The organism is Vulcanisaeta distributa JCM 11216, assembly GCF_001315985.1.
Taxonomy (GTDB): Archaea; Thermoproteota; Thermoprotei; order Thermoproteales; family Thermocladiaceae; genus Vulcanisaeta; species Vulcanisaeta distributa_E.
This window is the reverse complement of the sequence record NZ_BBBI01000001.1, coordinates 196453-220619: the sequence shown is the minus strand read 5'-3', so window position 1 is coordinate 220619 and position 24167 is coordinate 196453. Positions and strand designations below refer to the sequence as shown.

General features: G+C 46.6%; 34 protein-coding genes, 1 tRNA gene and 3 pseudogenes. 19 read left to right on the top strand and 19 right to left on the bottom strand.

What is annotated here, in order from left to right; all coding sequences use genetic code 11:
- The first annotated feature begins 5 nt into the window (after window positions 1-5).
- Window positions 6-143, top strand: coding sequence for a hypothetical protein (locus JCM11216_RS14820; protein ID WP_243674731.1), 138 nt, complete (start codon window positions 6-8; stop codon window positions 141-143).
- Between the two features lie 76 nt (window positions 144-219).
- Complete coding sequence (locus tag JCM11216_RS14815) at window positions 220-363, top strand: hypothetical protein (protein WP_243674730.1); 144 nt, start codon at window positions 220-222, stop codon at window positions 361-363.
- 2 nt (window positions 364-365) lie between these two features.
- Here the strand turns inward: JCM11216_RS14815 and JCM11216_RS01275 are convergent.
- Window positions 366-1468 (bottom strand): annotated as a pseudogene (locus JCM11216_RS01275) (UxaA family hydrolase).
- 75 nt (window positions 1469-1543) lie between these two features.
- Window positions 1544-1672 carry an SAF domain-containing protein gene (locus JCM11216_RS14810; RefSeq protein WP_243674729.1) on the bottom strand — a complete coding sequence of 43 codons (129 nt, stop codon included), beginning with the start codon at window positions 1670-1672 and terminating at the stop codon, window positions 1544-1546.
- A gap of 403 nt (window positions 1673-2075) precedes the next feature.
- Between JCM11216_RS14810 and JCM11216_RS01265 the strand changes: the two genes are divergently transcribed.
- The 12 genes and pseudogenes from JCM11216_RS01265 to JCM11216_RS01225 all read left to right on the top strand — a co-directional run bounded on the left by JCM11216_RS01265 (window position 2076) and on the right by JCM11216_RS01225 (window position 10550).
- Entirely contained in the window at window positions 2076-3089 is a 1014-nt protein-coding gene (locus tag JCM11216_RS01265; RefSeq protein ID WP_054853049.1) for an ABC transporter substrate-binding protein, read from the top strand.
- A gap of 45 nt (window positions 3090-3134) precedes the next feature.
- Entirely contained in the window at window positions 3135-3401 is a 267-nt protein-coding gene (locus tag JCM11216_RS14805; RefSeq protein ID WP_243674728.1) for a hypothetical protein, read from the top strand.
- The gene (locus tag JCM11216_RS14800; RefSeq protein WP_243674727.1) at window positions 3374-3661 is read left to right on the top strand and encodes a hypothetical protein; all 288 of its coding nucleotides are present in this window, start codon (window positions 3374-3376) and stop codon (window positions 3659-3661) included. Before JCM11216_RS14805 ends, JCM11216_RS14800 begins: the two co-directional genes overlap by 28 nt.
- A gap of 25 nt (window positions 3662-3686) precedes the next feature.
- Window positions 3687-4550, top strand: a complete 864-nt coding sequence (locus JCM11216_RS01260) for a glucose ABC transporter permease GlcT (protein WP_054853048.1) — start codon at window positions 3687-3689, stop codon at window positions 4548-4550.
- A 154-nt stretch (window positions 4551-4704) separates the two neighbouring features.
- Entirely contained in the window at window positions 4705-5430 is a 726-nt protein-coding gene (locus tag JCM11216_RS01255; protein ID WP_243674726.1) for a carbohydrate ABC transporter permease, read from the top strand.
- 96 nt (window positions 5431-5526) lie between these two features.
- The gene (locus tag JCM11216_RS01250; protein ID WP_054853047.1) at window positions 5527-6651 is read left to right on the top strand and encodes a glucose ABC transporter ATP-binding protein GlcV; all 1125 of its coding nucleotides are present in this window, start codon (window positions 5527-5529) and stop codon (window positions 6649-6651) included.
- 3 nt (window positions 6652-6654) lie between these two features.
- Window positions 6655-7032, top strand: coding sequence for a DUF309 domain-containing protein (locus JCM11216_RS01245; protein WP_243674725.1), 378 nt, complete (start codon window positions 6655-6657; stop codon window positions 7030-7032).
- Entirely contained in the window at window positions 7029-7220 is a 192-nt protein-coding gene (locus JCM11216_RS14795; protein WP_243674724.1) for a hypothetical protein, read from the top strand. The genes JCM11216_RS01245 and JCM11216_RS14795 overlap by 4 nt, the downstream gene beginning before the upstream one ends.
- 25 nt (window positions 7221-7245) lie before the next feature.
- A tRNA-Gly gene (locus tag JCM11216_RS01240) sits at window positions 7246-7324 on the top strand.
- A 647-nt stretch (window positions 7325-7971) separates the two neighbouring features.
- Window positions 7972-8650, top strand: a pseudogene (locus JCM11216_RS01235) (creatininase family protein).
- 78 nt (window positions 8651-8728) lie between these two features.
- The gene (locus JCM11216_RS01230) at window positions 8729-9535 is read left to right on the top strand and encodes an aldolase (RefSeq protein ID WP_054853046.1); all 807 of its coding nucleotides are present in this window, start codon (window positions 8729-8731) and stop codon (window positions 9533-9535) included.
- 49 nt (window positions 9536-9584) lie between these two features.
- On the top strand, window positions 9585-10550 hold the full coding sequence (locus JCM11216_RS01225; protein WP_243674723.1) for an ATP-dependent 6-phosphofructokinase: 966 nt from the start codon (window positions 9585-9587) through the stop codon (window positions 10548-10550).
- Here JCM11216_RS01225 and JCM11216_RS14790 read toward each other — a convergent pair.
- From JCM11216_RS14790 to cysS, 3 genes are all read right to left on the bottom strand, one after another.
- The gene (locus JCM11216_RS14790; protein WP_243674722.1) at window positions 10547-11068 is read right to left on the bottom strand and encodes a hypothetical protein; all 522 of its coding nucleotides are present in this window, start codon (window positions 11066-11068) and stop codon (window positions 10547-10549) included. The genes JCM11216_RS01225 and JCM11216_RS14790 overlap by 4 nt on opposite strands.
- Window positions 10975-12408, bottom strand: coding sequence for a glycoside hydrolase family 15 protein (locus JCM11216_RS01220; protein WP_243674721.1), 1434 nt, complete (start codon window positions 12406-12408; stop codon window positions 10975-10977). Before JCM11216_RS01220 ends, JCM11216_RS14790 begins: the two co-directional genes overlap by 94 nt.
- Before the next feature lie 166 nt (window positions 12409-12574).
- Window positions 12575-14050 (bottom strand): cysteine--tRNA ligase, encoded by a 1476-nt coding sequence (cysS, locus tag JCM11216_RS01215; RefSeq protein WP_054853138.1) that lies wholly within the window; start codon window positions 14048-14050, stop codon window positions 12575-12577.
- A gap of 104 nt (window positions 14051-14154) precedes the next feature.
- On the opposite strand from cysS, the gene JCM11216_RS14785 reads away from it, so the two are divergent.
- Together JCM11216_RS14785 and JCM11216_RS14780 are read left to right on the top strand one after the other, a co-directional pair.
- Complete coding sequence (locus JCM11216_RS14785) at window positions 14155-14331, top strand: hypothetical protein (RefSeq protein ID WP_243674720.1); 177 nt, start codon at window positions 14155-14157, stop codon at window positions 14329-14331.
- Between the two features lie 29 nt (window positions 14332-14360).
- On the top strand, window positions 14361-14729 hold the full coding sequence (locus JCM11216_RS14780) for a hypothetical protein (protein ID WP_243674719.1): 369 nt from the start codon (window positions 14361-14363) through the stop codon (window positions 14727-14729).
- Between the two features lie 12 nt (window positions 14730-14741).
- Here the strand turns inward: JCM11216_RS14780 and JCM11216_RS01205 are convergent, their stop codons facing one another.
- The 9 genes from JCM11216_RS01205 to JCM11216_RS01165 form a co-directional block, all read right to left on the bottom strand.
- Window positions 14742-16577: a V-type ATP synthase subunit A gene (locus JCM11216_RS01205; protein WP_054853045.1), complete on the bottom strand. Its 1836-nt coding sequence runs from the start codon at window positions 16575-16577 to the stop codon at window positions 14742-14744.
- A 33-nt stretch (window positions 16578-16610) separates the two neighbouring features.
- Window positions 16611-17207: a V-type ATP synthase subunit E gene (locus tag JCM11216_RS01200; protein ID WP_054853044.1), complete on the bottom strand. Its 597-nt coding sequence runs from the start codon at window positions 17205-17207 to the stop codon at window positions 16611-16613.
- A 14-nt stretch (window positions 17208-17221) separates the two neighbouring features.
- Entirely contained in the window at window positions 17222-17470 is a 249-nt protein-coding gene (locus JCM11216_RS01195) for a ribonuclease P protein subunit (protein ID WP_054853043.1), read from the bottom strand.
- Window positions 17467-17652: a 50S ribosomal protein L29 gene (gene rpmC, locus JCM11216_RS01190; protein ID WP_243666175.1), complete on the bottom strand. Its 186-nt coding sequence runs from the start codon at window positions 17650-17652 to the stop codon at window positions 17467-17469. Before rpmC ends, JCM11216_RS01195 begins: the two co-directional genes overlap by 4 nt.
- A 19-nt stretch (window positions 17653-17671) precedes the next feature.
- Window positions 17672-18364 (bottom strand): 30S ribosomal protein S3, encoded by a 693-nt coding sequence (locus tag JCM11216_RS01185; protein ID WP_054853042.1) that lies wholly within the window; start codon window positions 18362-18364, stop codon window positions 17672-17674.
- A gap of 53 nt (window positions 18365-18417) precedes the next feature.
- On the bottom strand, window positions 18418-18891 hold the full coding sequence (locus JCM11216_RS01180; RefSeq protein ID WP_054853136.1) for a Zn-ribbon domain-containing OB-fold protein: 474 nt from the start codon (window positions 18889-18891) through the stop codon (window positions 18418-18420).
- A 5-nt stretch (window positions 18892-18896) separates the two neighbouring features.
- Entirely contained in the window at window positions 18897-19355 is a 459-nt protein-coding gene (locus JCM11216_RS01175; protein WP_243674718.1) for a Zn-ribbon domain-containing OB-fold protein, read from the bottom strand.
- Between the two features lie 189 nt (window positions 19356-19544).
- Window positions 19545-19802 carry a hypothetical protein gene (locus JCM11216_RS01170; RefSeq protein WP_054853040.1) on the bottom strand — a complete coding sequence of 86 codons (258 nt, stop codon included), beginning with the start codon at window positions 19800-19802 and terminating at the stop codon, window positions 19545-19547.
- 5 nt (window positions 19803-19807) lie between these two features.
- Entirely contained in the window at window positions 19808-20089 is a 282-nt protein-coding gene (locus JCM11216_RS01165; protein ID WP_054853039.1) for a hypothetical protein, read from the bottom strand.
- Window positions 20090-20144: 55 nt separating this feature from the next.
- Between JCM11216_RS01165 and JCM11216_RS01160 the strand changes: the two genes are divergently transcribed.
- From JCM11216_RS01160 to JCM11216_RS01150, 3 genes and pseudogenes are all read left to right on the top strand, one after another.
- Complete coding sequence (locus JCM11216_RS01160) at window positions 20145-20540, top strand: hypothetical protein (RefSeq protein WP_054853038.1); 396 nt, start codon at window positions 20145-20147, stop codon at window positions 20538-20540.
- A 6-nt stretch (window positions 20541-20546) separates the two neighbouring features.
- Window positions 20547-21090, top strand: a pseudogene (locus tag JCM11216_RS01155) (CDP-2,3-bis-(O-geranylgeranyl)-sn-glycerol synthase).
- A 43-nt stretch (window positions 21091-21133) separates the two neighbouring features.
- Window positions 21134-21433, top strand: a complete 300-nt coding sequence (locus JCM11216_RS01150) for a V-type ATP synthase subunit F (protein WP_054853037.1) — start codon at window positions 21134-21136, stop codon at window positions 21431-21433.
- Here the strand turns inward: JCM11216_RS01150 and JCM11216_RS01145 are convergent.
- The 5 genes from JCM11216_RS01145 to JCM11216_RS14760 all read right to left on the bottom strand — a co-directional run bounded on the left by JCM11216_RS01145 (window position 21430) and on the right by JCM11216_RS14760 (window position 23751).
- Entirely contained in the window at window positions 21430-22311 is an 882-nt protein-coding gene (locus JCM11216_RS01145; RefSeq protein ID WP_054853036.1) for a geranylgeranylglycerol-phosphate geranylgeranyltransferase, read from the bottom strand. The genes JCM11216_RS01150 and JCM11216_RS01145 overlap by 4 nt on opposite strands.
- A gap of 31 nt (window positions 22312-22342) precedes the next feature.
- Window positions 22343-22480: a hypothetical protein gene (locus JCM11216_RS14775; RefSeq protein ID WP_243674717.1), complete on the bottom strand. Its 138-nt coding sequence runs from the start codon at window positions 22478-22480 to the stop codon at window positions 22343-22345.
- Between the two features lie 61 nt (window positions 22481-22541).
- The gene (locus JCM11216_RS14770; RefSeq protein ID WP_243674716.1) at window positions 22542-22727 is read right to left on the bottom strand and encodes a hypothetical protein; all 186 of its coding nucleotides are present in this window, start codon (window positions 22725-22727) and stop codon (window positions 22542-22544) included.
- Entirely contained in the window at window positions 22718-23428 is a 711-nt protein-coding gene (locus JCM11216_RS14765; protein WP_243674715.1) for a glutamate synthase-related protein, read from the bottom strand. The genes JCM11216_RS14770 and JCM11216_RS14765 overlap by 10 nt, the downstream gene beginning before the upstream one ends.
- A 77-nt stretch (window positions 23429-23505) precedes the next feature.
- Entirely contained in the window at window positions 23506-23751 is a 246-nt protein-coding gene (locus tag JCM11216_RS14760) for a hypothetical protein (protein WP_243674714.1), read from the bottom strand.
- Window positions 23752-24167 lie beyond the last annotated feature (416 nt).

Below are 24167 nucleotides of genomic sequence, written 5' to 3'. Positions count from 1 at the left end.
ATTTAATGGGTATTGTTAAGGTTAAATTCAGGGTTTATAATCCGGCGGACATGAGTAAGTACATTGAGGTCGATGGAATTGTAGATACTGAGGCTGTTTACTCTGTGATAGCGTCATCCCTCTTAAACTCAATTAGGAATTAAGCCACTTGAGAGGAGGAGATTCCTAGCCTTTGGCGACTATGTTGAGAGGGATATTGGTGGTGCGATCATTGAGGTCATGGATAGGAGGGGTGCCGTAACGATGATATTCGGTGAGGAGGGAGACATTAATGTGCTTGGAGTCACTGCATTGGAGTCGTTGGGCCTTGAGGTTGATGTTGTTAGGGGAACGCTTAAGGAAACTGAACAATTATTGCTTTAATTCTAGAATGATGGTATTATCTTGTGTATCACGAACTCCCTAAACCCGAGTAATTCAGCTCTTGTTGGCTTGCCCCCCCTCGCCACGTCAATTATGAGTTTGAACAATCTCTCACCAGCCTGTTCAATGGTTTCTTGGCCGAGGGTCACGGTGCTTGCGTCGAAGTCTATGTTCTCACGCATCTTCTTTGCCGTGTATGGGTTTGCCGTGACCTTAATCACTGGGGCTATTGGGTTGCCCGTTGGTGTCCCACGACCTGTGGTGAATACGACTAGGGTGGCGCCGCCGGCCACCATGCCGACCACCGACATTATGTCGTATCCCGGCGTATCCATTATCCACAGTCCCTTGCCCTTAACCTCCTCGGCGTAGTCAACAACGCCCTGTATCGGCCTTGAACCGCCCTTGATGACTGCACCCAGGGACTTCTCCTCAATTGTTGTTAGGCCACCCGCTATGTTACCTGGCGATGGCTGTGTCCCAACCAGGTCAACACCGTAGGACGCGGCTAAGTCAACCCACTTCCTAACAACCCTAACTATTTTATCACCAACCTCCTTAGACACAGCCCTCTTGGCAAGTATATCCTCGGCACCAATCATTTCCGGGGTTTCGGAGAGTATTACCGTGCCACCAAGATCAACTAATTTATCTGATGCGTAACCAACGACTGGATTAGCCGCCAACCCGGAGGTTGCGTCCGACCCTCCGCACTCAACACCCATGACCAGGTTTGACGCATCAACTCCTCAGGCCTCTGCAAAAGTACCTCCTCAGCCATCTTCCTAAGCAGCGTAACACCCTTCTCAATCGCCGCCGGGGGGGTCCCGCCATCAACCTCCTGAACCACGACCTTCTCCACGGGCTTACCCGTCCTCTCAATCTCCCTAACCAAGTCATCAGCCTGTATTTGCTCGCAACCGAGGCCAACGACAAGAACACCACCCACATTTGGGTTCTTCGCCATACCAATCAGCGTCCTCCTGGTGATCTCAAGGTCAGGCTCAAGTTGGCCGCAGCCGAATGGGTTCTCAATGGCCACGGCGCCCTGTACCTGGTCCGCGATTCTGCGGGCCACGAAGCTTGAGCAAATGACCGTAGACATCACGAGCAGGTAATTCCTAACGCCGACTCTGCCGTCGGGCCTTACGTAACCAAGTATTGTGGGCCTACTCATGGATTACCACCTGCATACGCTGTGAACTGCGGTTAAACTCTCCACATTGTGGACGTGGACGTACTCGCCAACCCTAATGTCGCGCTTAGCCCTGCCAATCACATGGCCGTACTTAATCACGTAATCACACATGCGAATATCCCTAATGGCGAATTTATGACCGAAGGGTATATCATTAACTAGCTTAACCCTGACCCTTGAATTACCTATTACTAACTCAATATCCTCACCAGCCTCAAATCCCTAAGGGCAACAGCAACGTTATCACCTGGATTAAGTACTATAGCGGGTAGGCCGGTCATGATTACAGACTCCATACAGCAATAAAAGCTAATAGCACTATTTTAGTATTATAACTAATCATAGCACTATTTTAATCATTATGAAATAATTAACTCAATATGACCTACTCACAACTATAGTATTATACCCTAATAAGTGCGGTATATTTTCATTAATATAAATATATGGGTATACTGGGTATACTAATAATACCATAAAGCTTTAAAACTTATGAAAGTATCTAAAGGGCTGTATGACGTCCCGTCTAGGTATTTCTAGGTCCGCGTTAATTGCGATAATAGTTGTTGTGGTTATAGTGGTTGTGGTCGGTGCTGTGTTGGGTTGGTATTACTCAACGGTTAGTCATAAGCCAAGTGCGCCACCGACTCCAACGCCGACCACTGTTGAGTTTTTAACGTGGTGGGGCCCTGAAGATCCCCCCCAGGGCCTGGATTGGGTTGCTGGGAACTTCTCGAAGTATTACCCAGGATATTCAGTTGAGTACTACTCAATACCTGGCGCTGGTGGTACGAACGCCAAGTACGTAATACTGGGTATGTTGGAGGCGGGCAAACCACCGGCAAGCTTCCAGGCGCACTTCGCACCTGAGGTTCTCTCTTACGTTGAGATTATGCCTCATGGACCTGCAGACTTCGTGAACTTCACACCAATAGCTATACAAACGGGCTTATTGAGTAAGGGCGTGACTGAGGCCGTACTTGCTGGTATGTTTAATGGAACAATGTTCGCATTGCCGACAAATGTCCATAGGGGCGGCATGCTCTACTTCAATCCACAGGTTTTGGCTGAGTATGGTTTGCCTATCCCGACTACCGTTGAGCAGCTTGCCAATGAGACACTGTACCTCGCATCCCACGGCATGACCTGTATTTGGATTATTCCTGGTGGTGATGGCGGCTGGGATCAACTCAACCTTTGGGAGTACATATTCCTTGGTTTGGCTGGTGAGAAGTACGGGCCTGCCACGGCGGCTCAATTAATGAATGAATTCCTATACGGCACACTAAACCTTAACGACCCAGCAATAGCAAGCCTAATAAATGAGACAGACCAATACTACCTACTATTCACGAAGTACGATTGCCCAGGATGGCAAACAATGACGTGGTCATCAGGCCTAGCCTACATAATACAGGGCAAGGCAGCATTCCAGGTAAATGGCAACTGGGTAACCGAGTATGCATATATTTGGTATCACACAATAACCTACCCGCGATACCGCCATACACATCATGGACAAACATAACACTAATGGAGGAGCCATTCCCAGGGACCCAGCATTTACGTATTAGTGATAGACTCTGTCGCAGTACCTGCTTATGAGAATCCGTACGAGAGCGCCGCTATTAAATTGGCAGAGTTTTGGGATTCATATATAGGCATGGAGATCTGGACCTCAAGCGGCAAGGGTGTAATTATTTGGAGCAACGGCACCGACTTCTACCCAACGCCAGCCCAGTGGTATGATTACGAACAGTTAATATCAACACCACCTAACCAGTTCACAATCGCCCCCCCAGTGATGGTGGTTTGTTTGATGATGTATTTAGTAATCTAAATACGTATGTTTCAAGTCTTCAGCAGGTCGGTGCCAGTTATATACCGACATTCAATAGCTTCCTGGTCTCTGCAGAGCAGGAGACGTATAATGAGTGGATGGCCGCCGTTAAACTCGGCGTAGCTACATGGGCTACCCTGGACACCCATTCGCCAACTACCTACCACCATGGGTCAACCCAACAACGTACCACTACCAACCATACACACCCTGGTGGCAAACAAGCGGCTAATGACCTAACCATACCCATTAAAACTTAAAAATAAAAATTCCTTATTTTTATCAATGTCAAAGCAATCACTAATAATGGCAATACCAACATTATTCTTTGGAGGTTTAATCGTGTTTCTACTAATATGGAACTTCATACTATCACTCGAAAACTGGTCACTATTTAATCCAACCCCAAAATTCACGGGCCCGCAATCATATCTATACCTATTCACTCAAAACTTCTTTTATACATCAGCACAACACACTCTACTCTTTACAGTTGGACTTGTGGCTATTGGTGATATACTCGGTTTATTACTTGCCGCCCTGCTTTATTTCCTACCCAGTAATGCGCAGCGAGCCGTGTACTTATCAATATTTATTTATCCGATAGCAATACCACCGACCGCAACCGCCTTGGTTTGGTTGTGGCTATTTAATCCGCAGATTGGTGTAGATTGGTTATTGGCAAAGCTTAGCTTACCAGTAATTCCTTGGTTTGCAACACCATTAAACACTCAATTAGCTCTAGTATTAGTTGAGGTATGGGCTTATACGGGTTTAGCCGTACTCTTTTACTTAGCCTCATTCCTAAGTGTGGATAAGTCAATAATCGAGGCCGCGAGATTAGATGGCGCATCCAGCTTTAACCTACTATTTAGGGTATTGCTGCCAAACTCAATGAATGGTTTTATAATATCTACGGCACTGCTATTCCTATTTTCGCTTAGGATATTTGATATCCCATTCATAATGAGCGGTTCAGCAACAAGCCCAACATTAATGACACTAGTAACATACATCTATTATTTATATGCCTACTCTGAGTATTTCTCAGCCGCAGCCGCATTGGCTACTCTCGTTGCTATAATTGCCGCTATTGTGATTATACCATACGCATTACTCGGACTTAAGAGGTGGGTCTTCAGGAGGTGAGTGGTATGAACAATAAGTATGCCATCAGGGTTATTAAGTATGCCATACTTCAAATAGTGACGGCAATATTCGTCATCTTATGGTTATTACCATTGTACGCCATGATAGTTGGCGGCTTCAAATCAAACATGGAGCTGCCTCAGCCCCAATTCTATTGCCGCCCACGCAATTCTCGACGGAGGCCTATTACTTTGATTGGGTTGGCTTCGGTACACTAATTGGGCTTGAGTTTCCCATGATACGTCAATTACTAATCACTGTACCAGTGGCGTTGGCCTCAGTGATTTTAGGTAGTATGGGTGCCTACTTTTTCTACATGCAGATGGAGAGGAGGCCGTGGGTTAGTAATGTTGGTTTCTCAATAATTTCGCTAGCCACATTTCTACCTGCCCAGACGTTGACCGTACCGCTAATAGAATTGACATCATCGTTAGGTATATACCAGACGTATTGGGGGGGCCTCGCCTTTGCGTACTTCATATTCTACTTACCAATGTCAGCGCTTTTAATGTCGATATTCCTACCTGTCGTACCTAATTACTTAATAGAGAGCGCCAGGCTCGATGGTGCCCGTGATTGGTCCATATTCTGGCACGTAATATTCCCACTGATTCTGCCAGGGTTCTTATCAACATTGATATTCGTATTCCTCATGGTGTGGCAGGACTTCTTCACGCCATTAATAATAGCCACGAGGCCAAGTCTATACATGTTACCGGTGGCCGCTAGGCAATATGTTGGAGGTTACGCAATACTTTACAATAGATCATTCGCGGCTGGAGTCATAACATCATTAGTACCGCTTATCGTATTTGCCTTCCTGGGAAGGTACTTCATAAGAGGATTAGCAGCGCTCGGTGGTGGCGCTAAGGGTGTTTAATGAATATAGAGTTGAAGGTTTACTAATTAAAATAGGTAAAAACATTTCACCCACGAAAAATTTAAAGTAAAGTATCAACGTAGTAAATTTAGCACTATGGTTACTGTTAGAATGGAGGAGCTGACGAAGTACTTTAAAAAGGGAAAGAATATAGTTAAGGCTGTAGATCATATAACCTATAAAATAAGTGACGGAATAGCCTTTGGCATTCTCGGTCCAAGTGGTCATGGAAAAACAACGTTACTGAGATTAATAGCTGGTCTTGAGGTACCCACAGACGGTTATATATACTTCGATGATGAGCCTATGTCGGCGCCAGGTAAAATAGTTGTTGAACCTGAGAGGAGGAATGTAGCCATGGTCTTCCAAAACTGGGCTTTGTACCCCCCCAACATGACGGTTTACGATAATATAGCCTTTCCGTTAAAAATGGCTAAAATGAGTAAGCACGAGATAGATAAGAGGGTTCGCGAGATCGCTGAGGAACTTGAACTTACACGAGTCCTTAATCATTACCCAAAGGAGATATCGGGTGGGCAAATGCAAAGGACAGCGTTGGCGAGGGCCTTGGTGAAGAATCCCAGGATCTTGCTTTTGGATGAGCCGTTTAGTAATTTAGATGCAGCGTTGAGAGATAGTGCAAGGGCCTTGGTAAGGAGGATACAAAAGGAACGTAAATTAACAACAATGATAGTGTCTCACGACCCTGCCGATATATTCTCAATAGCTGATGCGGCTGGTGTGATAATAAATGGAAAGTTCGCCCAAATAGGGAATCCAGCCGATATCTACAATACGCCAGCTACGACACTAATAGCAACACTCAGCGGTGACATAAACCTACTCTCTGCTAAGGTGGTTGAGGACACAGCACTTATAGCCAATCTAAAAATACCGCTAAATAAGGGATTAATTAGCGATAATGAGGCTATAATCGGCCTTAGACCTGATGAGATGAAATTACTTACAGAACCGCAGGATATACGTGGTTTCATTGATATTGGTAGGGTAAGGGTTAAGGTATCAAGCTATACCCTAGGTGTCTTTAGAATAGTGGTGTCTCCAATATCCGATGATAACATAAACATAATAGTGGTGTCCGATGAACCAATAGAACCAGGTAGGGAGGTCCACCTGCTCATTAAGCCTGATAAAATAAAGATATTTAATAAGGAGGAGAAGTTAATATATCCCGAACTAAAGAATATAGTAACGGCATAGCTAATGCAGAACAACAGAACTTTAATCATAGTTAACAATCCTGGTCTCACGCCCGCCCATAGGCAGGAATTAATGAGTAGGTTACGATCGATAGGACTTAAGGTAATTAATATAAGGGTGGCGAGTAATCATATCGAGATAGATTTATACAATAACGACATAACCACAGAAAAAATACAAGCACTTGGTTTCATCATTAAAGAAACAATAAATATAAACGAGGAAAACGAAGAATTAAATGAGGAATACGCCATTAGGAAGTACGTCGAGTTATTCAATGAGGAGAGGTTTTGGGAGGCCCATGAGGTGCTCGAAAAAGTCTGGCGTAGGAATAAGGATGAGGGTATACGGGGATTAATAATATTGGCGGCGGCTTCGTGAAGATCCAGGAAAACAACCTAGAGGCGTTTAAGAGATTAATCACTAGGGCGAGGGAGTTAATCGCAAAAAACCAAATACCCCCCCACATAAATAGGGAGAAGTTACTAAGAAAGGTGAATAATGCCCTGCTGGCAACGAAGCCATTCAAGATCGAGAAAGAGGACTTAGAATCGATACAAAAAGCTTAAAACCTAAAGTGGCGTGTCTCAAATCGCGGCCGTAGTCTAGCCTGGTCTAGGATGGCGGCCTGCCGAGCCGCAGAACCCGGGTTCGAATCCCGGCGGCCGCACCAAAATACCTTTCCGTTGCTCATTATTCGTTTACAAGCCAGTGGGTGATCATGATTAAACTAGGATGGTTGATTACCAACTCATTGTCCTCGAGAAAATCGGCAATGAGAAACTCATGCTAATCCTTGAATTATTAATAATTCAAGGAATTATTCCGTTAGCAATTCCTGGTGCCTAAAGTCATTCATTGAGAATGTACTCCAGCCCAGGGATCCTGGGCTATTCGCAATCCTCTCATTCAAGACTGTTTAGTCAGTAGTGATAATGGCTCCAGTGCTCTGGAGCACCAGAGCCCATGCATGTAAGCCAGTAATTACGGGTATTATCCAACGCCTAATAGGCATACTTAATGAGCTTGAGGTAGAATGTCCAGGTATTGGTTGGGATTTTTAAGGGGTCTCGCTAGGAATGCTTTGCTCAGGGTTGTGAGCAATGTAAGGTGTGTGGTTTATCAATGAGCTGCGATGCGCGCCTTCGATAGATTCACGTAGTGTGTCCTTGGGAGTGCCCTAGGTCCATATATTAGGGAAGTTATTGGTGTGGAGATGCTTGGCTTGAGCATAGGCTTTAATAATTATGTATTTTCCGCAATTACGTGAAAATACTGGAGATAACCCGCGATGAGGTACCTAAGGACCCATTGATTATTGTGCCGATTGGATCTATCGAACAGCATGGACCCCCCCACCTGCCCTTAGGTACTGACTCCATAATCGCTAATTATGTCGCTAATGAGATAGAAAGTAGAATACCAGATAGGGGCTTGCTTTACCCATTGATAGCGGTTGGTTCCTCAATGGAGCACGCAGGTTTGTGGGGACCACGTGGGTTCATTTTGAAAACTTAGTTCATTATCTTCTTGACTTTATCGAGAGTGTTTCCGCGTGGGGGGGCCTATTGGCGTTGTTTTTGTTAATGGGCATGGTGGTAATGTCGATGCGTTGAATATCGTGGTCAAGGAATGGAATTACTCAAGGATTAGGCCTAGGGTTTATCATTACTACCTATTTAATAGGCGTGTTATTGAATATGTAATGAGGTATTTCCCATCCTTCGGCCATGCAGATGCAGTTGAGTCATCATTAATCGCTGCAATAAACAAGGGCCTTGTTAGGTGGGATAGGATCATTGATACCGAGGTTGGTGGTAACATAAACGTTTTCAGGACTATTGACGTTAGTGAGACGGGTATTATTGGTTCATTGCGTAGGGACCTCGTAAGGCCTGAGATTGGTTCTGAGATACTTAGGTTCATGGTTAATGACTTGCTTAGTCAGATTCGAGTTATTTACGGTATTACAATTAGCAATGAGAGTGGTAATGCCTAAAACGGTGTAATCATTATACCCAACAACACATTTCTAACAATCATGCATTAAATATAGGCTTAGTCAACGAAGTAATTGATGACAGCATTAATTGAGAAGTTCCTGAGAATATTCGCGAGGAGGGGGGGTAGGTCAATAATACTCGCTTATGACCATGGCATTGAGCATGGGCCAACAGACTTCCTCGATAATCCAGACTCCGCAGACCCTGGGTACATACTTAAGCTGGCACGTGAGGCTGGCTTTGACGGCGTCGTCTTCCAGAGGGGGGGTATTGCGGAGAAGTACTACGATGGTAGTGTGCCACTTATTGTTAAGTTGAATGGTAAGACGAACCTATATAACGGTGAGCCAATATCAGTGGCTAATTGCACTGTTGAGGAGGCGGTTAGCCTAGGTGCATCTGCCGTGGGTTACACGATATATCCAGGTAGTGGTTATGAGTGGAAGATGTTTGAGGAATTGGCCAGGATAAAGAGGGAGGCTGTTAAGTTCGACATGCCGCTGATTGTTTGGTCGTACCCGAGGGGGGGTGGTAAGGTCACGAACGAGACGGCGCCGGAGATTGTGGCCTACGCGGCCAGGGTAGCCCTTGAGCTTGGTGCCGATGCAATGAAGATAAAGTACACTGGTGATCCGAAGACCTTTGCCTGGGCCGTTAAGGTTGCTGGTAAGGTCCCAGTGTTAATGTCGGGTGGCCCTAAGACGAAGACTGAGGAGGAGTTCCTGAGGCAGGTTGAGGGTGTTCTTGAGGCTGGTGCCATCGGTATTGCGGTTGGTAGGAATGTGTGGCAGAGGAGGGATGCGTTAAAGTTCGCTAGGGTTCTTTCGGAGATCGTGTATGGAGGTAAGAAGGTTGTTGAGGTGTTGGGTGAGGTTAAATGAAGGTGGGCATCCTCACTGGGGGTGGTGATGCGCCGGGCTCAACATAGCCGTGTACACACTGACTAAGTTATTGGAGGGTAAGCACGAGGTTTATGCGATATTCCATGGCTGGAGGGGAATACTGGATAAGGAGGTTAGGAGGGTCAGGTCTAAGGACCTAATAGACACAGCGTTTACTGGTGGTACATTCATTAGGACCTCAAGGACGAACCCCCCCTTCAAGGATGAAACTAGGGCTGAGACCTTTGCTAAAAATCTCAGGGAACTTGGCCTAGACGTTATCGTAGCGATTGGCGGCGATGATACACTGAGCGCCGCTGCCCAGACGCAGGCGAGGGGGGGTTTGGCTAACGTGGTTGGTATTCCAAAGACCATCGATAATGATGTTTACGGTACGGATTACACAATCGGCTTTGACACGGCAGTTAACGAAGCCATTAGAGTTACTGAGTCCTTCAAGACAACGTTGGTTTCGCATGAGAGAGTTGGTGTTGTTGAGGTTATGGGTAGGGAGGCTGGTTGGATAGCCCTATTTACTGGGTTAGCCACGATGGCGGACTTTGTCTTAATACCCGAGAAGCCCGTTAACTGGGACATCGTTGCTAATAGGGTTAAGGAGGTTTACAAGGATAGAAGGTGGGCATTGATCGTGGTCTCTGAGGGTATTAAGGAGTATGGTGGGCCTAAGGATGAGTTTGGGCACTCGAGACTTGGCGGTGTTGGTAATGAGTTGGCTCAGTATATAGAGAAGGTTACGGGTATCGAGACTAGGGCTGTGATTCCAGGCCACATAATTAGGGGGGGTGCGCCGCCGACGGTGTTTGATAGGGTATTGGCTGTTAGGTTTGCCACGGAGGCCTTTAATGCGATTGAAAGTGGTGACTTCGGAAAGATGGTGGCCTATAGGGGGGGTGGTGACATAGTCAGGGTACCGATAACCGAGGTACTGGGTAAGAATAGGTTAGTTAGTGGTTATTGGATGAAGCTTTATGAGACGTATTGGGGGGGAACTTAAGCGCATTGCCTTTTCCTCATTATGTAAGTCCTCAAATACTCAGCATGGCTCCAAACAAGTGGGGTTACTGAAACAGGTAATCCCCTGAATGGGTCAACCTGCTCAGGTAGTAGGTTCGTTGATGTCCTAACCCTGTTAACCCACGATATGAATTCCCTAGCCCTATAGCAATCACCCTTAGCCATGTAGTATTGGGTAACCCAGAGCGTGGTTATTATCCATGGATTACCAGGAATACCACTGTAATCACCGGGAACCCTTTGGTAGTAATCACCCTCATAACGGGCAATGCCTCCTATGGGCTTAACCCAAAGCCTATCCACAATAACCTTAACACTACTCTCAAGCATGGGTTCATACACGTCGAACACGTTAAAGAGGAATACACCCATTATGCTCGCATCGACTGTCCTATCAACCTCCGTTATCTTACCATCATCAATCCTGACAGACCTATAAAACACGCCCCCCCTCTCCCTATCGAATAGGTAGTTCCTAATTGCCTCTCGAATCTCCATGCAGTCTCCTCCCACTTACTGGCGCTCTCGTACTCACCAAGCATCTTAGCCAAGTTACTAGCCGCGAGTAGTCCTGCGTATACCGAAGCCACCGTATACGTATGCACGCCGAGCCTCTCCTCCCATAGGTCGTAGGATTCGAGGGGTAATTTCAGCTTCTCATCCCTAAAATTAGTCATGAAGTTGGCGGCCCTAGTTATCACATCATAGACCTCCCTAAGTAAGTCGTAATCCCTCGTCCTCTGGAAGTAATGCCAGAAGGCGTAAATCACGGTGGCCGTCTCATCCTCCTGAATATTCAGTGACTTCCTACTCCTGGCAGTCCATGGGTGCCAGGTAGAACCCCCCCAGGTACCACTTGGATTATACTTCTGGAATAGGAAACCCTCGCGCCCAAAGAGCTTAAACACCAGGGAATAAAACTTCTTCGTGAACGTGTAATAGCCAGCCATGTCAAGGGCCATGGCTGCAAATGCCGCGTCTCTAGGCCATAGGTAGCCATACGTGTCCAGGTTAAACTTAATTATTGATGTATCCAGTGAGGCCGGTATTGAACCGTTAGTACCAACATGGCCGAGCAGAACTACAATACTCTGTGAGGCTAATTCATCATCGCTGTACTCCGAGGCCACATTACTCCAGTAATTTACTGACCTGCGGAAGTAGGTCTCCACGTTATTCCTATCCCTAAGTTCAATTATCATCCTCATAACCCTCTCGTAATTATCACCTGCCACTATGAAGTAGTAAAACTCGGGGGGGCTCGCTATTGACATTGCCGAAGCCACGGAGCCCTGGGCTATTGGGTTCTTACTAAGTACGCCATCCTCACAGTCGGGGGGGAGTACTACATTGAGGTCCCTCCTACCCGTGGTGTACTCATAGATTGGGTTAGTTGATGCTATGCCAAACCACGTAGTTCCCTTATAATGGAACACGGCATCTAATGACGGATCATAGAATGCAGTATCCCCCCCCGCCTCATAATCGTTCAGCTTGAAATCGTGATAAAAGATTACCCTGACGAATCCAGGTCCCCCCCTAATCGATACATGCCTAGCAAGTACTGGCTGCGGTATTAATACCGTATCCTCCATGTGTATTTCAAGCCCATCCCACTGGGCATGAAGCTCAGCCTTTGAACCTGACAATCTAATCTCCTTATTACCGATGCCCTCAAGCCACGTGAATTTACCGTCATGCCAAATACCAATCTTGAACCTGCCGCCAAAGGAATGGTGATGATGTTGACCAAGCAATGGGTAGTAAACGTCCCTCATGTAGTAATTCTCATCGTATAATACGGCTAACGAGCCATTACTAAGGAACACCGTCCTCATACACTTAGTGTTGAGTTTAGGAAAATAATTAAGCATTATTCAGGGGGGGTTCGACAGTAAATCAGTACCGAAAGCATAACTTGTGAAATTAATGTTTCGCTTTGGGCCTGAAGAACCGCCGTGATTATATAACTACAGCGACTCTTCATATCCAAGGCATCACAACTTAAAAATAAGATAGCCTATCCCTATCGATGTACCAATACGTCTTATTACCGACATCGCTTATCACGACTCCGAGCCTTCCAAGTTCGTTCCTGATCTCATCGGCTATATCAAACATTTTCTTAGCCCTTAATTGAGCCCTGACCCTTATCAAAGTATCTATTAATGAGATGAGTGATGGTGGTAGCCTTGTCCTGTTTAATACGCCGAGAATGTTTGCTAAATCACTGAAGGCTGTTAATGCATTGGTTAGGGCATTCTTTGAGAAGTGCTGTGTGTTGTAGATTACTGTGGACGTAACGTACCTGGCGAAGTCCATGAGCGCCGCAACGGCGCCGCTGGTGTTTATGTCGTTGTTCATGGATTCCTCGAAGGAATTAACGAAGCCATTAACCCTACCTAGTAATTCAGCGTCCCTGTCGCCCACGTCGGGGGGGGCCTCATTTATGGCCTCAGTGAGCATGTCATAGGCCGCGTATACACTCATTAATGAATTCCTGACCTGGTCCAAGGCGTCTGGGTCGAAGTCCATCGGCTTCCTGTACTGGGTCATGGCGTAGTAAAGCCTCAGTACCTCACCGTCGTGTTTCCTCAATACGTCCATAATAGGTATGATATTACCGAGGGACTTACTCATCTTCTGGCCTCTAATCATCACTAGACCAACGTGTATCCAGTATCTAGCGAAGTAATCAATGCCGAAGTAAACCCTGGCAATGGCGATCTCATTCTCGTGGTGCGGGAATATTAGGTCCTGCCCGCCGCCATGTATGTCGAAGGGCACGCCAAGGTACTTACTGGACATGACCACGCACTCCAGGTGCCAGCCGGGCCTGCCTGGGCTCCATGGGCTATTCCACCAGGGCTCACCCTCGCTCCATGACTTCCAAAGCGCGAAATCCAGTGGGTTCCTCTTACCAGGCTCAGGCTCAACCCTGGCGCCCGCTATTAACTCCTCGATTTTCTGTCCTGAAAACTCGCCATACTTAGGCACCTTGGTTATGTCGAAGTACACGGAACCGTCAGGGCTCACATAGGCCAAGCTCTTACTCACTAACTCCTGGATCCACCTTAGCATGTCGTTTATGTTCTCGGTGACCCTTGGGTATGCATACGCCCTCTTTACGTATAGCCTATCCATTGCGTCAAAGAACTCCTTAATGTACCTACTGGGTACCTCATACCACCTATTGACTAAGTCGTTCCCAAACTCCTGCCTAGCCCTGTTGATTATCTTGTCGTCAATGTCCGTAAAGTTAGTCACAAACCTAACCTCAACACCCAGGTACTCCAGGTACCTCCTAAATATGTCGTAGAACACAAACGTCCTTGCATGACCAACATGCATTGAGTCGTACGGCGTTAACCCACACACGTATATCCTGGCCAGGCCTGGTCGTAGTAATGTTATTTTCTCAAAATTCCTGGAAGCAGTGTTATAGACCATTATTGGCAACTCCCTCGAGTTTACATACATGCCCTTGCTGGGCAAATAATGATCACCAAGCACAGTTATTATTAGTATTAATAAGCATAACTTGGTGAAGAAAAATTATTTTTACCTTACACAGTAATTAACTAATGCAAATGACCGCCGAGGAGTTGACGGTTCTCCTAATACTTAAGAAATATGGAAGAATGGGTAGGTACTCACTGAGCGCCATTTCGGGCATGGGCGAGGGCGTTGTAAGGCGTGTATTGAGTGAGCTTAAGGGTCAGGGCGCGATTAGGGTCATGAGGGGGGGTGGGCTGAATTAACAGGTAAGGGTGAGGAGATACTCACTAGGTTGTTACGTGATCTCGGTATTGACGAGATAAAGGAGGTTACAAAGTTCTCCCAGGTATTTAAGTGCGAGTGTAGGAGGTGCTACGCATCAGTAATTAACCGTAGCATTAATGAGGATTCCATTGTAAGGCTTAGGGATATTGCAATAAAGAATGGCTCTGATGCGGCGTTATTCCTAAAATACGTGTGCCCACAGAATAGGTTCCTAATACTCAGGCTTAATAACTACCTCGATGAATTGTCGCAAGAGGCCTCCATGGAATTAAGCAAATTAGATAGCATTTCATGCAATAAGTACGCAATTGTACTATGTGGGAACGAGAATTACCAGGTAATAAGGTCGTTAATAAACACGGTCATCAATATTTAATATTATTTTTACCTACGCAGTTGTCGTTACCCTTTGTGATTCGTATTGTTTGACTAGGTTCTCGATAGCATTTATCAATTCCTGCTCGTAGTCAATAAGCTTCTTATACTCCTCATTCTTAACCTCCATCCTAAGCCTAGGCAACCTCTTAACGGTATCCAACTCCCTAAGTGCTGAGGCAGGTACTCCACGGTTAATTGCCTCAAGCCCCTTCCTATAGAACGTTATAATGAGCCTAAGAAGCCAGTACTGCTTTGGCGGTAATGACCTAACATCAACCGGGTGATAAGCATCCTGCTTTAGGAAGCCCTCCCTAATTATGAATGCGGCATTTAACAGGTGCTTCTCCTGCTCACTAAGTGCCTCGGTGCCGAGTATCCTCACGACCTCCTGAAGCTCAGCCTCCCTGGTCAGTATCCTCACGGCCTCGTCCCTAAGCTCCCTCCAGTCAGGCGCCACATTCTTCTGGTACCACTCAGCCACCGTATCGACGTACCTACTGAAGCCCATTAACCAATTAATGGCTGGGTAATGCCTTGAGTAGGCAAGTTTCGCATCCAACGGCCAGAAGGCACCTACGAATCTAAGTGTGTGGCTGGTGACGGGCTCAGTGAAGTCACCGCCAGGTGGTGAGACCGAGGCGGCTATCGTAACCGAACCCAACCTATTACCCTTACCAAGAGTCACAACCCTACCGGATCTCTCATAGAACTCAGCCAACCTGGTTGGCAAATACGCTGGGAACCCCCCCTCCTCACTGGGCATCTCGCCGATCCTCAGGGCGACCTCCCTCATCGCCTCAGCCCACCTACTCGTTGAGTCAGCCATTAGGAAGGAGTCATAGCCCTGGTCCCTGAAGTACTCAGCGATGGTGACGCCCATGTATATACTCGCTTCCCTAGCCGCCACTGGCATGTTGGAGGTGTTCACTATTATTGTTGTCCTCTCCATCAATGGCCTACCCGTATTCGGGTCAACGAGCTTGAGCAAACCCTGTAGTGCATCCGCGGCCTCGTTTCCACGCTCACCACAGAGCACTGGGAACACTAACCTAGCCTCACTATACATTGCCAGCGTCCTTATTGTTACGGTCTTACCACTGCCGAACGGCCCGGGAATCGCGGCCGCGCCACCAATGGCTATTGGGAATAGGGTATCTACGGTCCTAATACCCGTTATCAATGGCTCAACTGGCGGCAGCTTTTCCCTGAATGGCCTTGGCCTCCTCACGGGCCACTTATGCCACATCTTAACCTTCACCGTGCCCTCCTTAGTCTCCACCTCTGCAATCACGTCTTCGATTGTGTACTCACCCTCGGGAGCTACGTACTTAACAACGCCGCCAGTCCTATATATCGGTGGATAGAGGATCCTATGCTCAACGAGCGGTGTTTCTGGGACAACGCCGAGTATGTCGCCGACCTCAACCTCATCACCAACCTTAACCTTTGGTATCCACTTCCACTTCTTACTGAGATCCAGCGGTGGTGCCTTCTCATAATTAATACCCCCCCTCGCAACAAAGGGTCTCTTCGTTAGGTCAAATATTAATGGCAGTGGTCTCTGAACACCATCATAAACCCTATTTAGTATGCCGGGACCAAGCCACGCACTAAGTGGTTCCCCAGTCCTAGTAACTGGTTCGCCAGGTTTCAGACCCGTAGTCTCCTCATAGACCTGTATAAAGGCCATGTCACCTTGGATCCTAACTACCTCGCCGAAGAGGCCGAGCTCGCCAACAAAGACTAATTCATAGAGTAATGCTCCAGGCAATTCGGCCTTAACAACAGGCCCACTTATGTAGACAATCCTACCCTTGCTCGATGACACGGTAATGCTAAAACTCATAGTATTTAAAATTAATTCTACATCATTAATGACTCATCCTGACAATGCTAGACGCGCCAGTAAGGTCTTTATTTGATGCTCCATAAGCCCGAGCCTAGAGTCGAGCGTTGCGTCGACCCTGACCGACCCATCCATCGAAGAAACAACCGCACCCAATATGTCCTCATTCGTCGTATTTACAACGGCATTAAGGCCGAGCTCCGATATTAACTCCCTAGTGACGTCCTCATCAGCCTTGCTTACCATTATCATTAATTCCCTCGAGCCTATTATTGATACCGCCCATAATATTGAATTTTTAAGAAATCTCTTATAATCATTAGTGCCTCTCATTGACTTAATCCTATCCTTAATCCTCCTAACAACCTCATCGTATGCACCCTCAAGAATCTCAAGTTTTTCCTTTTTCTCCTTCATCATCTCGTCATAAAGCCTATATTCCCTCTCCATGTTCAGTTCCTTATCAATATTCTCAAGAGCACTTGAGTACTTGTTAATAATGGCCTTGACACCATCAAGTAGCTCAGCCTCAGCCCTAAGCCTAGCATTATTACTCCACTCATTGATCTCGCTCTCGAGTCGTGTAATAATACCGTTAATCAATCGCTCAGTAAGTTCCTGCTCAGACACGTGGCAAGGTTATTTTACGAATTTAAAAATTTTCCTTTCCTTCCCTTAAGAATTAATTTACGGCCATTAACCAAGTACGTGCAATTGCCAATGCTCACATAAAACCAGCAATCCTCCTTAATAATAACCTTTATAGAATTCGTCAATGTCAATACCTTAATAGTCTTGGTGGTCTCATCAATAACAACACCGCTAATGCCGTTTAGGGACTCATTCCTGCAGTTGATGGTCTCTATAAACCTGAATAATAATGACTTACTCATTCACCCGCCTTAACCGACCTCCTAGCCTCCTCATTCATTATGGTTAGTATTCTGGCGATGGCCCTCCTAACGGTCCTAACCCTGCCAGGGTTTTCCAGGGTACCACGCTCCTTCTGCGTCTGCAGCTTAAGCAGTTCATTCCTTAAATCATTGAGTAGCTTAGCCCTATCCTCAGGCTTCATGCTCCTAATAGTCCTCGCATTAAGTCTCTGCCTGCTCGCCACCCTCACCACCCTTTACCTGCTGTGCCTGGGCCTCGGCAGTTACCTCCCTGCTCGGCGGTTTTATCTGGAACTCATCACTAAACCTAATTGGTGGCGTTATCCTAACCTCAATACCGTAAAGGCCCGGCTTCAGTAGTACCTGGCCAACGAACCTCTGAACCTTGGTCCTCGAGTCATAACCATTCTTGTAAATAACTCCATAAACGTACTTCTCAAACCTTGACCTCTCACTCGTCAACTTGCCACTAATCGTGACCTCAGCACCCTTTGCGCCACCGTCCATTATCTGCCTAATGGCTATCATACCGGCCCTCCTGAACTTAACGCCCTTTGTCATTGCCCAGGCAATCCTATTGGCGATGATCTTGGGGGGGTTAAGCTCTGGGTTCTGTATGGGTGTCACGTCGATTATTGGGTTCTCAACCTCAAGCTTCCTACTGAGTAGTTCCGTCAATTCCTTGACAATAACGCCCTTCCTACCAATTATCCTATTTGGCCTTTCAGCGTAAATTATAATCCTTGTGCCGAGCGGGGGGGTCTTCAGTACGTCAGAGTCAACGTAGCCCTGCTTAGCCAGTCTGTAGTTTAGGAATTCCTTAACCATCCACTCCTTAATCTTATCCTGGAGTATCTTCTTATATACGGGAATCCTCCTCTGCGCTTGACTCATTCGATTAAACCAACAACCCTATGCCTATTTAAGATTTTTGTCATTCATTAGCCCTAGACGGGCTCAAAACCGGCGATATCCGTTATGGAACCCCCCCTCCTCTCATTCTCAGGCCTAAACACAGGCCTAACCTTAAGCCCAACCCTAACGTTACCTGGTTCAACATTGATTATGTAGTGAACAAGGCCGCCAGTGACCCCCCCTGGGAACTCTATGAAGCCTATGACCACGGGCTTAGGCAACTTATTTCCGTACGAGTCCTCGTAAAGCACGGTGTAAGTCCTGACAATACCCACGGGCGCTATCTCCACTAATTCCTTAATCTCGGCAAAATCGTACTGACAAAAGGCCTTTGGAGGAATTAACAACTTACCGCATACAGGGCATTTACCAGCGAGCAATTTACCGGCCTTAAGGCCCTCAAGGAACTTGGTACCTATTGGACCGGCCGTATACCTATAACCCTGCTCAATTGTATGAAGCCAATGCCTAATATCCCTATTAACATTTATTTTCTCAAAGGACATGCCCATCACCTCACAGGCTCGAAGCACTCAATATCAAGGACAGAACCCGCCCTTTGATTAACCGGCTTCCACCGGGCCCTAACCCTCATGCCGAATACCTTCATTGACTTAACATCCTCAGGGTCAACACATAGGTAATGCATTATGCCAGGGAACCTATGCTCACTGAATTCCTTACCTGGCACGTCGAGCTTAATCACACCGACAACCCTGGGCTCCTTAAGCGGCTCCCTCGTACCACTTATGTAACTAACCACAGCGGTAATTACTGTGCCCTCATCCTTAACCTCAACCCAACCATCCACAGGCTTGAAGCAGTACGGGCAGTACATCTTGGGTGGTACAAACACGTGACCACACTTGCTGCAGTACGTGCCGTAAATCTTACCATTCTTTAAGCCCTCAAGAAACTTTGAATAGGCAGTGCCGGCGGTTACATTGTATTGAAATGACTTGGTCCACACCTCATGCGGGTAGTTCTTAATGTCGCTCTCCTTAACCGGCGTACCCCCCTACCATAGCTTAGGTAATTAATAAGGCTGTATTTAAGGATCACCCTAACGTCACAAAGGCCTTATAAATCACTGATGATGCCAGTATACGGTGATGAGGAGGCATTTGCCTGATAAATGATTGACCGCCGGAAATGCTGATTAATGACTTGGGAAAGCTCTCATTACGTAATTAATGGCGTCGTTGCGAACATCAACCATCCTAATAGGTAGTTCATTAATTCTAACCCTCCTAACCATCAAAATCGTTGCTATGACACCGGCCATCATACTGGCATAACCACCTACCCTGGCCTTAATCCTAGGCATTAATACTGATAATTCCTGGTCAAGCTCCACAATATCCTCATCACTAAGAAAGCCATTACTCCTTAGGTAATTAATGAACCATGAATACACACCATCTAGAATGAGCCCCTCCTGATACCGCGCTTAGTACCTACATCATTGGCGATGCCGTATGGATCAAGCAAAAACACAACACTATTTATTGGCAATCCCCTTCTAATTACATTGATTATGCAGGAGACCTTACTATCCATTTCCCTAGTCATATCCACAGTGGTTGGGTAACAACGCAGGAACAGCTCCGAGTATGCTTTATCGATTTCAACGGGTGAACCAGCCACGTAACCCACCGTACCCAAGTCCCACCTGGGCATTGCAAGGCCTACGACCCTACCCATTACTTGGATTGAGTGTTAGAACTTAAAAAGTAAGTTAGTTAGGGTTCTCACGACTATGAGCGCTGTGGCCAAGGCATTGACTAAGATCGTGGTATGCCCACTATGTGATTACATGGGTGAGGATGCTAATAAGGTAGTTGATGCAATAACTAAGGCCGTACCAAGGCCCAGGCTGAAGTGCCCAAAGTGTGGTGCTGAGGTTGACGCAAACTCCTTCGTCACCCACATGCGCAGGCATGGCAGGGTTGGCGGTAAAACAATAACATGCGACGTATGCGGCGCTAAGTTAAATGGTGAGGGGGGGGCATTCCTTAGGCACATTAAGGAGCACTTGATAGTTTCGGTTAGGCGTAATGGGATGGATGTTTACTACTGTCTCGTGTGCGGTCAGGAATTCATAACGAAGAACTCCGCGATAACGCACTTAATCAAGAGGCATAGTCTCGAGTGATTACACGTGAGCTTACTCTGGGACTTCATAATTACGTTACTTATTATTTGGCCTCCGTACGTCGCCAATGCAACGCCCGTAGTTGCCAGTAAGGTGTTTAGGCGTAGGACGCCCATAGATTTTGGTAGGAATTTCATTGATGGGAGAAGGATTTTTGGTGATGGGAAGACATACGAGGGCTTCATCACGGGTCTAATAGCCGGCTTCGTAATTGGTGAGTTGACGTACATCATGGTAACCAGGGCTGTAAATATCGCCTCAGAACTCCCAAACTCATTGGCTGTATTCGTAATGTGCATTGCGGCTTTACTGGGTGACTTGCTCGGGGCGTTCATTAAGAGGAGGCTTGGCTTGCCCCCCCGTGGGGGCACCGGCGCCATTGCTTGATCAACTTGATTTCCTACTGGCGGCATTGCTGGCTTTATGGCTCGTTCAACCAAGCGCCTTAAAGGTGATTTACGTGGTGATTGCCGTATTGATAACGCCGCCGATACACTTGGCCACAAACACAATAGCCTACCTCCTAGGGCTTAAGAGGGAGCCTTGGTGATGATGTAATTAACTTTAAAAGATGCTTTGTAGATTGGTAACGCGTGCGTGCAGTAGTACTTGGTGATGAACACACGGTCTATACCTTCAGGCTACTTGGGTTTGAGGGTAGGGTAGTTGGTGAAAGCGAGAATATACTATCAGTGATTAGTGAGTTAAGTCTTGAGGAGGGTGTTGGCGCGATATTGATAACGAGTAACCTCGTGGATAGGGTTAGGGAGGACTTCGATAAGATGAGGATGAAGATGAGGAAGCCCATGCTCATTGAGATACCGTCATTTAAGGAAATGAGGTTTAAGGAGGTAAATTACCTGGCAATTCTCCGAAGTGTCCTTGGGATTTAGTGAATCATCAATAGTAACGCAAGTATTAGGTAGGCCACAATCGTTACGGCCATGGCCCCCCCAAGAGACAAAAACCTAAACCTATGCATGTAGTTATTATTCCTCAGGAGCATTATTGATGTGTATGTGAGCATGGCATCCGTTATCAACACACCTATCGATAAAACTAATCCGTAAGGTTCCTTGGTATCGTAAATGATTATTAATGGTGATATGAAAACGGCGATTAACGTGAATACTACCGCCAGAACCAATGCTGTTCTGACCCCCCCGTGAACATTGGCCACAGTCTTGACACCAGCCCTGACATCACCCGCAACATCAATGGCGCCCTTAACCAACTCCCTACCCATCGTGGCCAGGAAGGAAACCGTGAGGAGCAGATAGGGTAGGTTGAGGGTCGGTGGTGTCGATGTGGCTGCGTATAATCCATATATGAATGTTAGTGATGACGTTAACGCCACAAGGAGATTATTCACTACAATGACCCTCTTCAACCCATAATTATAGGAAAAACCAAGTACTATAGCCATGATTAGTATGACGATACTCCAAACCATTAGGTGACCGAGCGCAATACCCAGCGCATTCAATAGTACTGCAATAGTTACGGATAATAGTGATAATGCCCAGGCTTCCTTAATGGTGACCTCGCCACGTACGAGTGGTGCGTCCGGCCTATTGATCTTATCCTCCTCAATATTGTAAATGTCATTTGTTGCGAAGAGAAATACCTCCGTAAGTAATGATGAGAGGAAGAGTAGCACCATGGCCACGCTGCTCCTACCACCGGCTACTACGTATGACGCAATGGTGATTAGGCTTGTTAGTATTCCATGCTCAATCCTGGAAAGCCTAATAAGTGCCCTTAGGTTCACGGTATACGCCAAAGAGAACCAGCTTATTAAGTTAGACCGTATTAAAACGAGGGTGAGTAGACATACGGTATACCAAACATCTCGCAACGTCCTTATCGATTGCCGCAACATCCTCTGTACTAACCTCCTTAATATCGTACTTACCCAATGCAGATACCAGCATCTGCATCTCCTCCTTAACAGCCTCTATGTAGTTTAGAACGCCCCCCTCTCGCCCTTAACCATCGCCGCTATGAGGAACGGCCTAGCCATGTAAACGCCGCTGGCCCCCCCAGGGCCATGGCCTTAACCACGTGCGAACCATTGTAGAGCCTGCCGGCGAGTAATAGGGATATGTCCGTTATACCTAGCCTCCTGGCATCACGTACCTTCTTAAGAGCCACTATGGTTGGGTAGCCCAGGTCCTTCATGGCCACTGAAGCGCCATCCCAGTACCTCCCTCCTTTCCATCAATAACCACGGCGTGGGCGCCCTCCTCATGGGCTATGCTAATGACCCTATCCACATCCCTGTAGGGACCGAGCTTGATCCAAATCCTCGCCCTTGGGTATGCCGTCTTCATGAACCTAATCATACCCCTGAGTATGTCCTCCGTGTATGTACCAGGCACTGAGTACCTGGTTATGAACTTATCCTTAACCTTCTCAGGATCAACCTCAAAGTGGTACTTTGCCTTAAGCCTAATTGCCTCCTCCCTCGGAATCTTAATCACGCCACCAAGGCCGGGCTTGGCCCCCCCCTGCCCCCCCATCTTAATCTCGAAACCAACGAGACCCTCCTCGATGTACGGCTCCACATCCCTGTCACTATACACCTTATTCCAAAGCTCATCATACGCATCCTCCACATTCTGCTGGATAATAACCCCACCATACTTATCAACATTAGTTAAGTAAGCCATCAACCTCTCCTTAAAGCTTGGGTGACCCCTCGTGTACCTCCTCGAGTAGCCCCTAACCGTGGCCACGTTCTCCCCAATACCCATGATAATGCCCGCCTTAGCCGCTGCCCTGGCTATTTCAAGGCCGAACTTGCTGGCTATTGCCGTGGAGCCCATTGAACCGACGACTATGGGCATGGAAACCTTAAAACCACCCAATGAGCCTTCTAGGTTCACGTCCATGAAAGTGGGCTCCCGAAGAAGCTCAGCCATCTTCTCAAGCCTTTTTGGTGTAAATGCCGGTGGCAGTAATATTATTGAGTTATCCAGGGTCTTAACCCTTGGAAATCCCCCCCTCTTATCGTAAACCCCCCTGAACCAAGCAGCGCCGATCCATACGTAGCCACCTCCCCCCCAAATGGGTAAACTGCACCGCGACCCTTAAGAGCCTTAAGAGCGATCTCGTCGAATGGGTAATCCTCAATGAACTCCTTAAGGCCTCTAATCGACACCCAATAAGCCCTAAGTCTTACGATTAATTGGGCAATGTCAATTATCATTGAGCAACAATGCCCTGATTTATGTTTAAATACTTGTTTGTCTAGATAACAATGTAATTCGGAATTAAATAGTAATATTAATTATAGATTTCAGAGATTTCCAGTTGATATAATTCATACTTATTGGAATATTAAGTTAACTGAAAATGGCTGCTTCACAATCAACATAAAATAATTATCAACATTAGTGACTGCTTCCTTAAAGAAACAATGCTTTTAAGCTCGGGTATTACCTATTGAATTATGGCAGTAATTAAGGCATTTATAAGACGACTAGTCACAAAATGGGGCATTGACTCTGGCGGATATTCAATGACGTACCTGACCTCGGTCTCGTTATTATCCATTAACCGGGCATCCTATTGGTCAATACCGAGTAATATGAGAGCCTCTATGGTGCATTGTCTATGGTTATG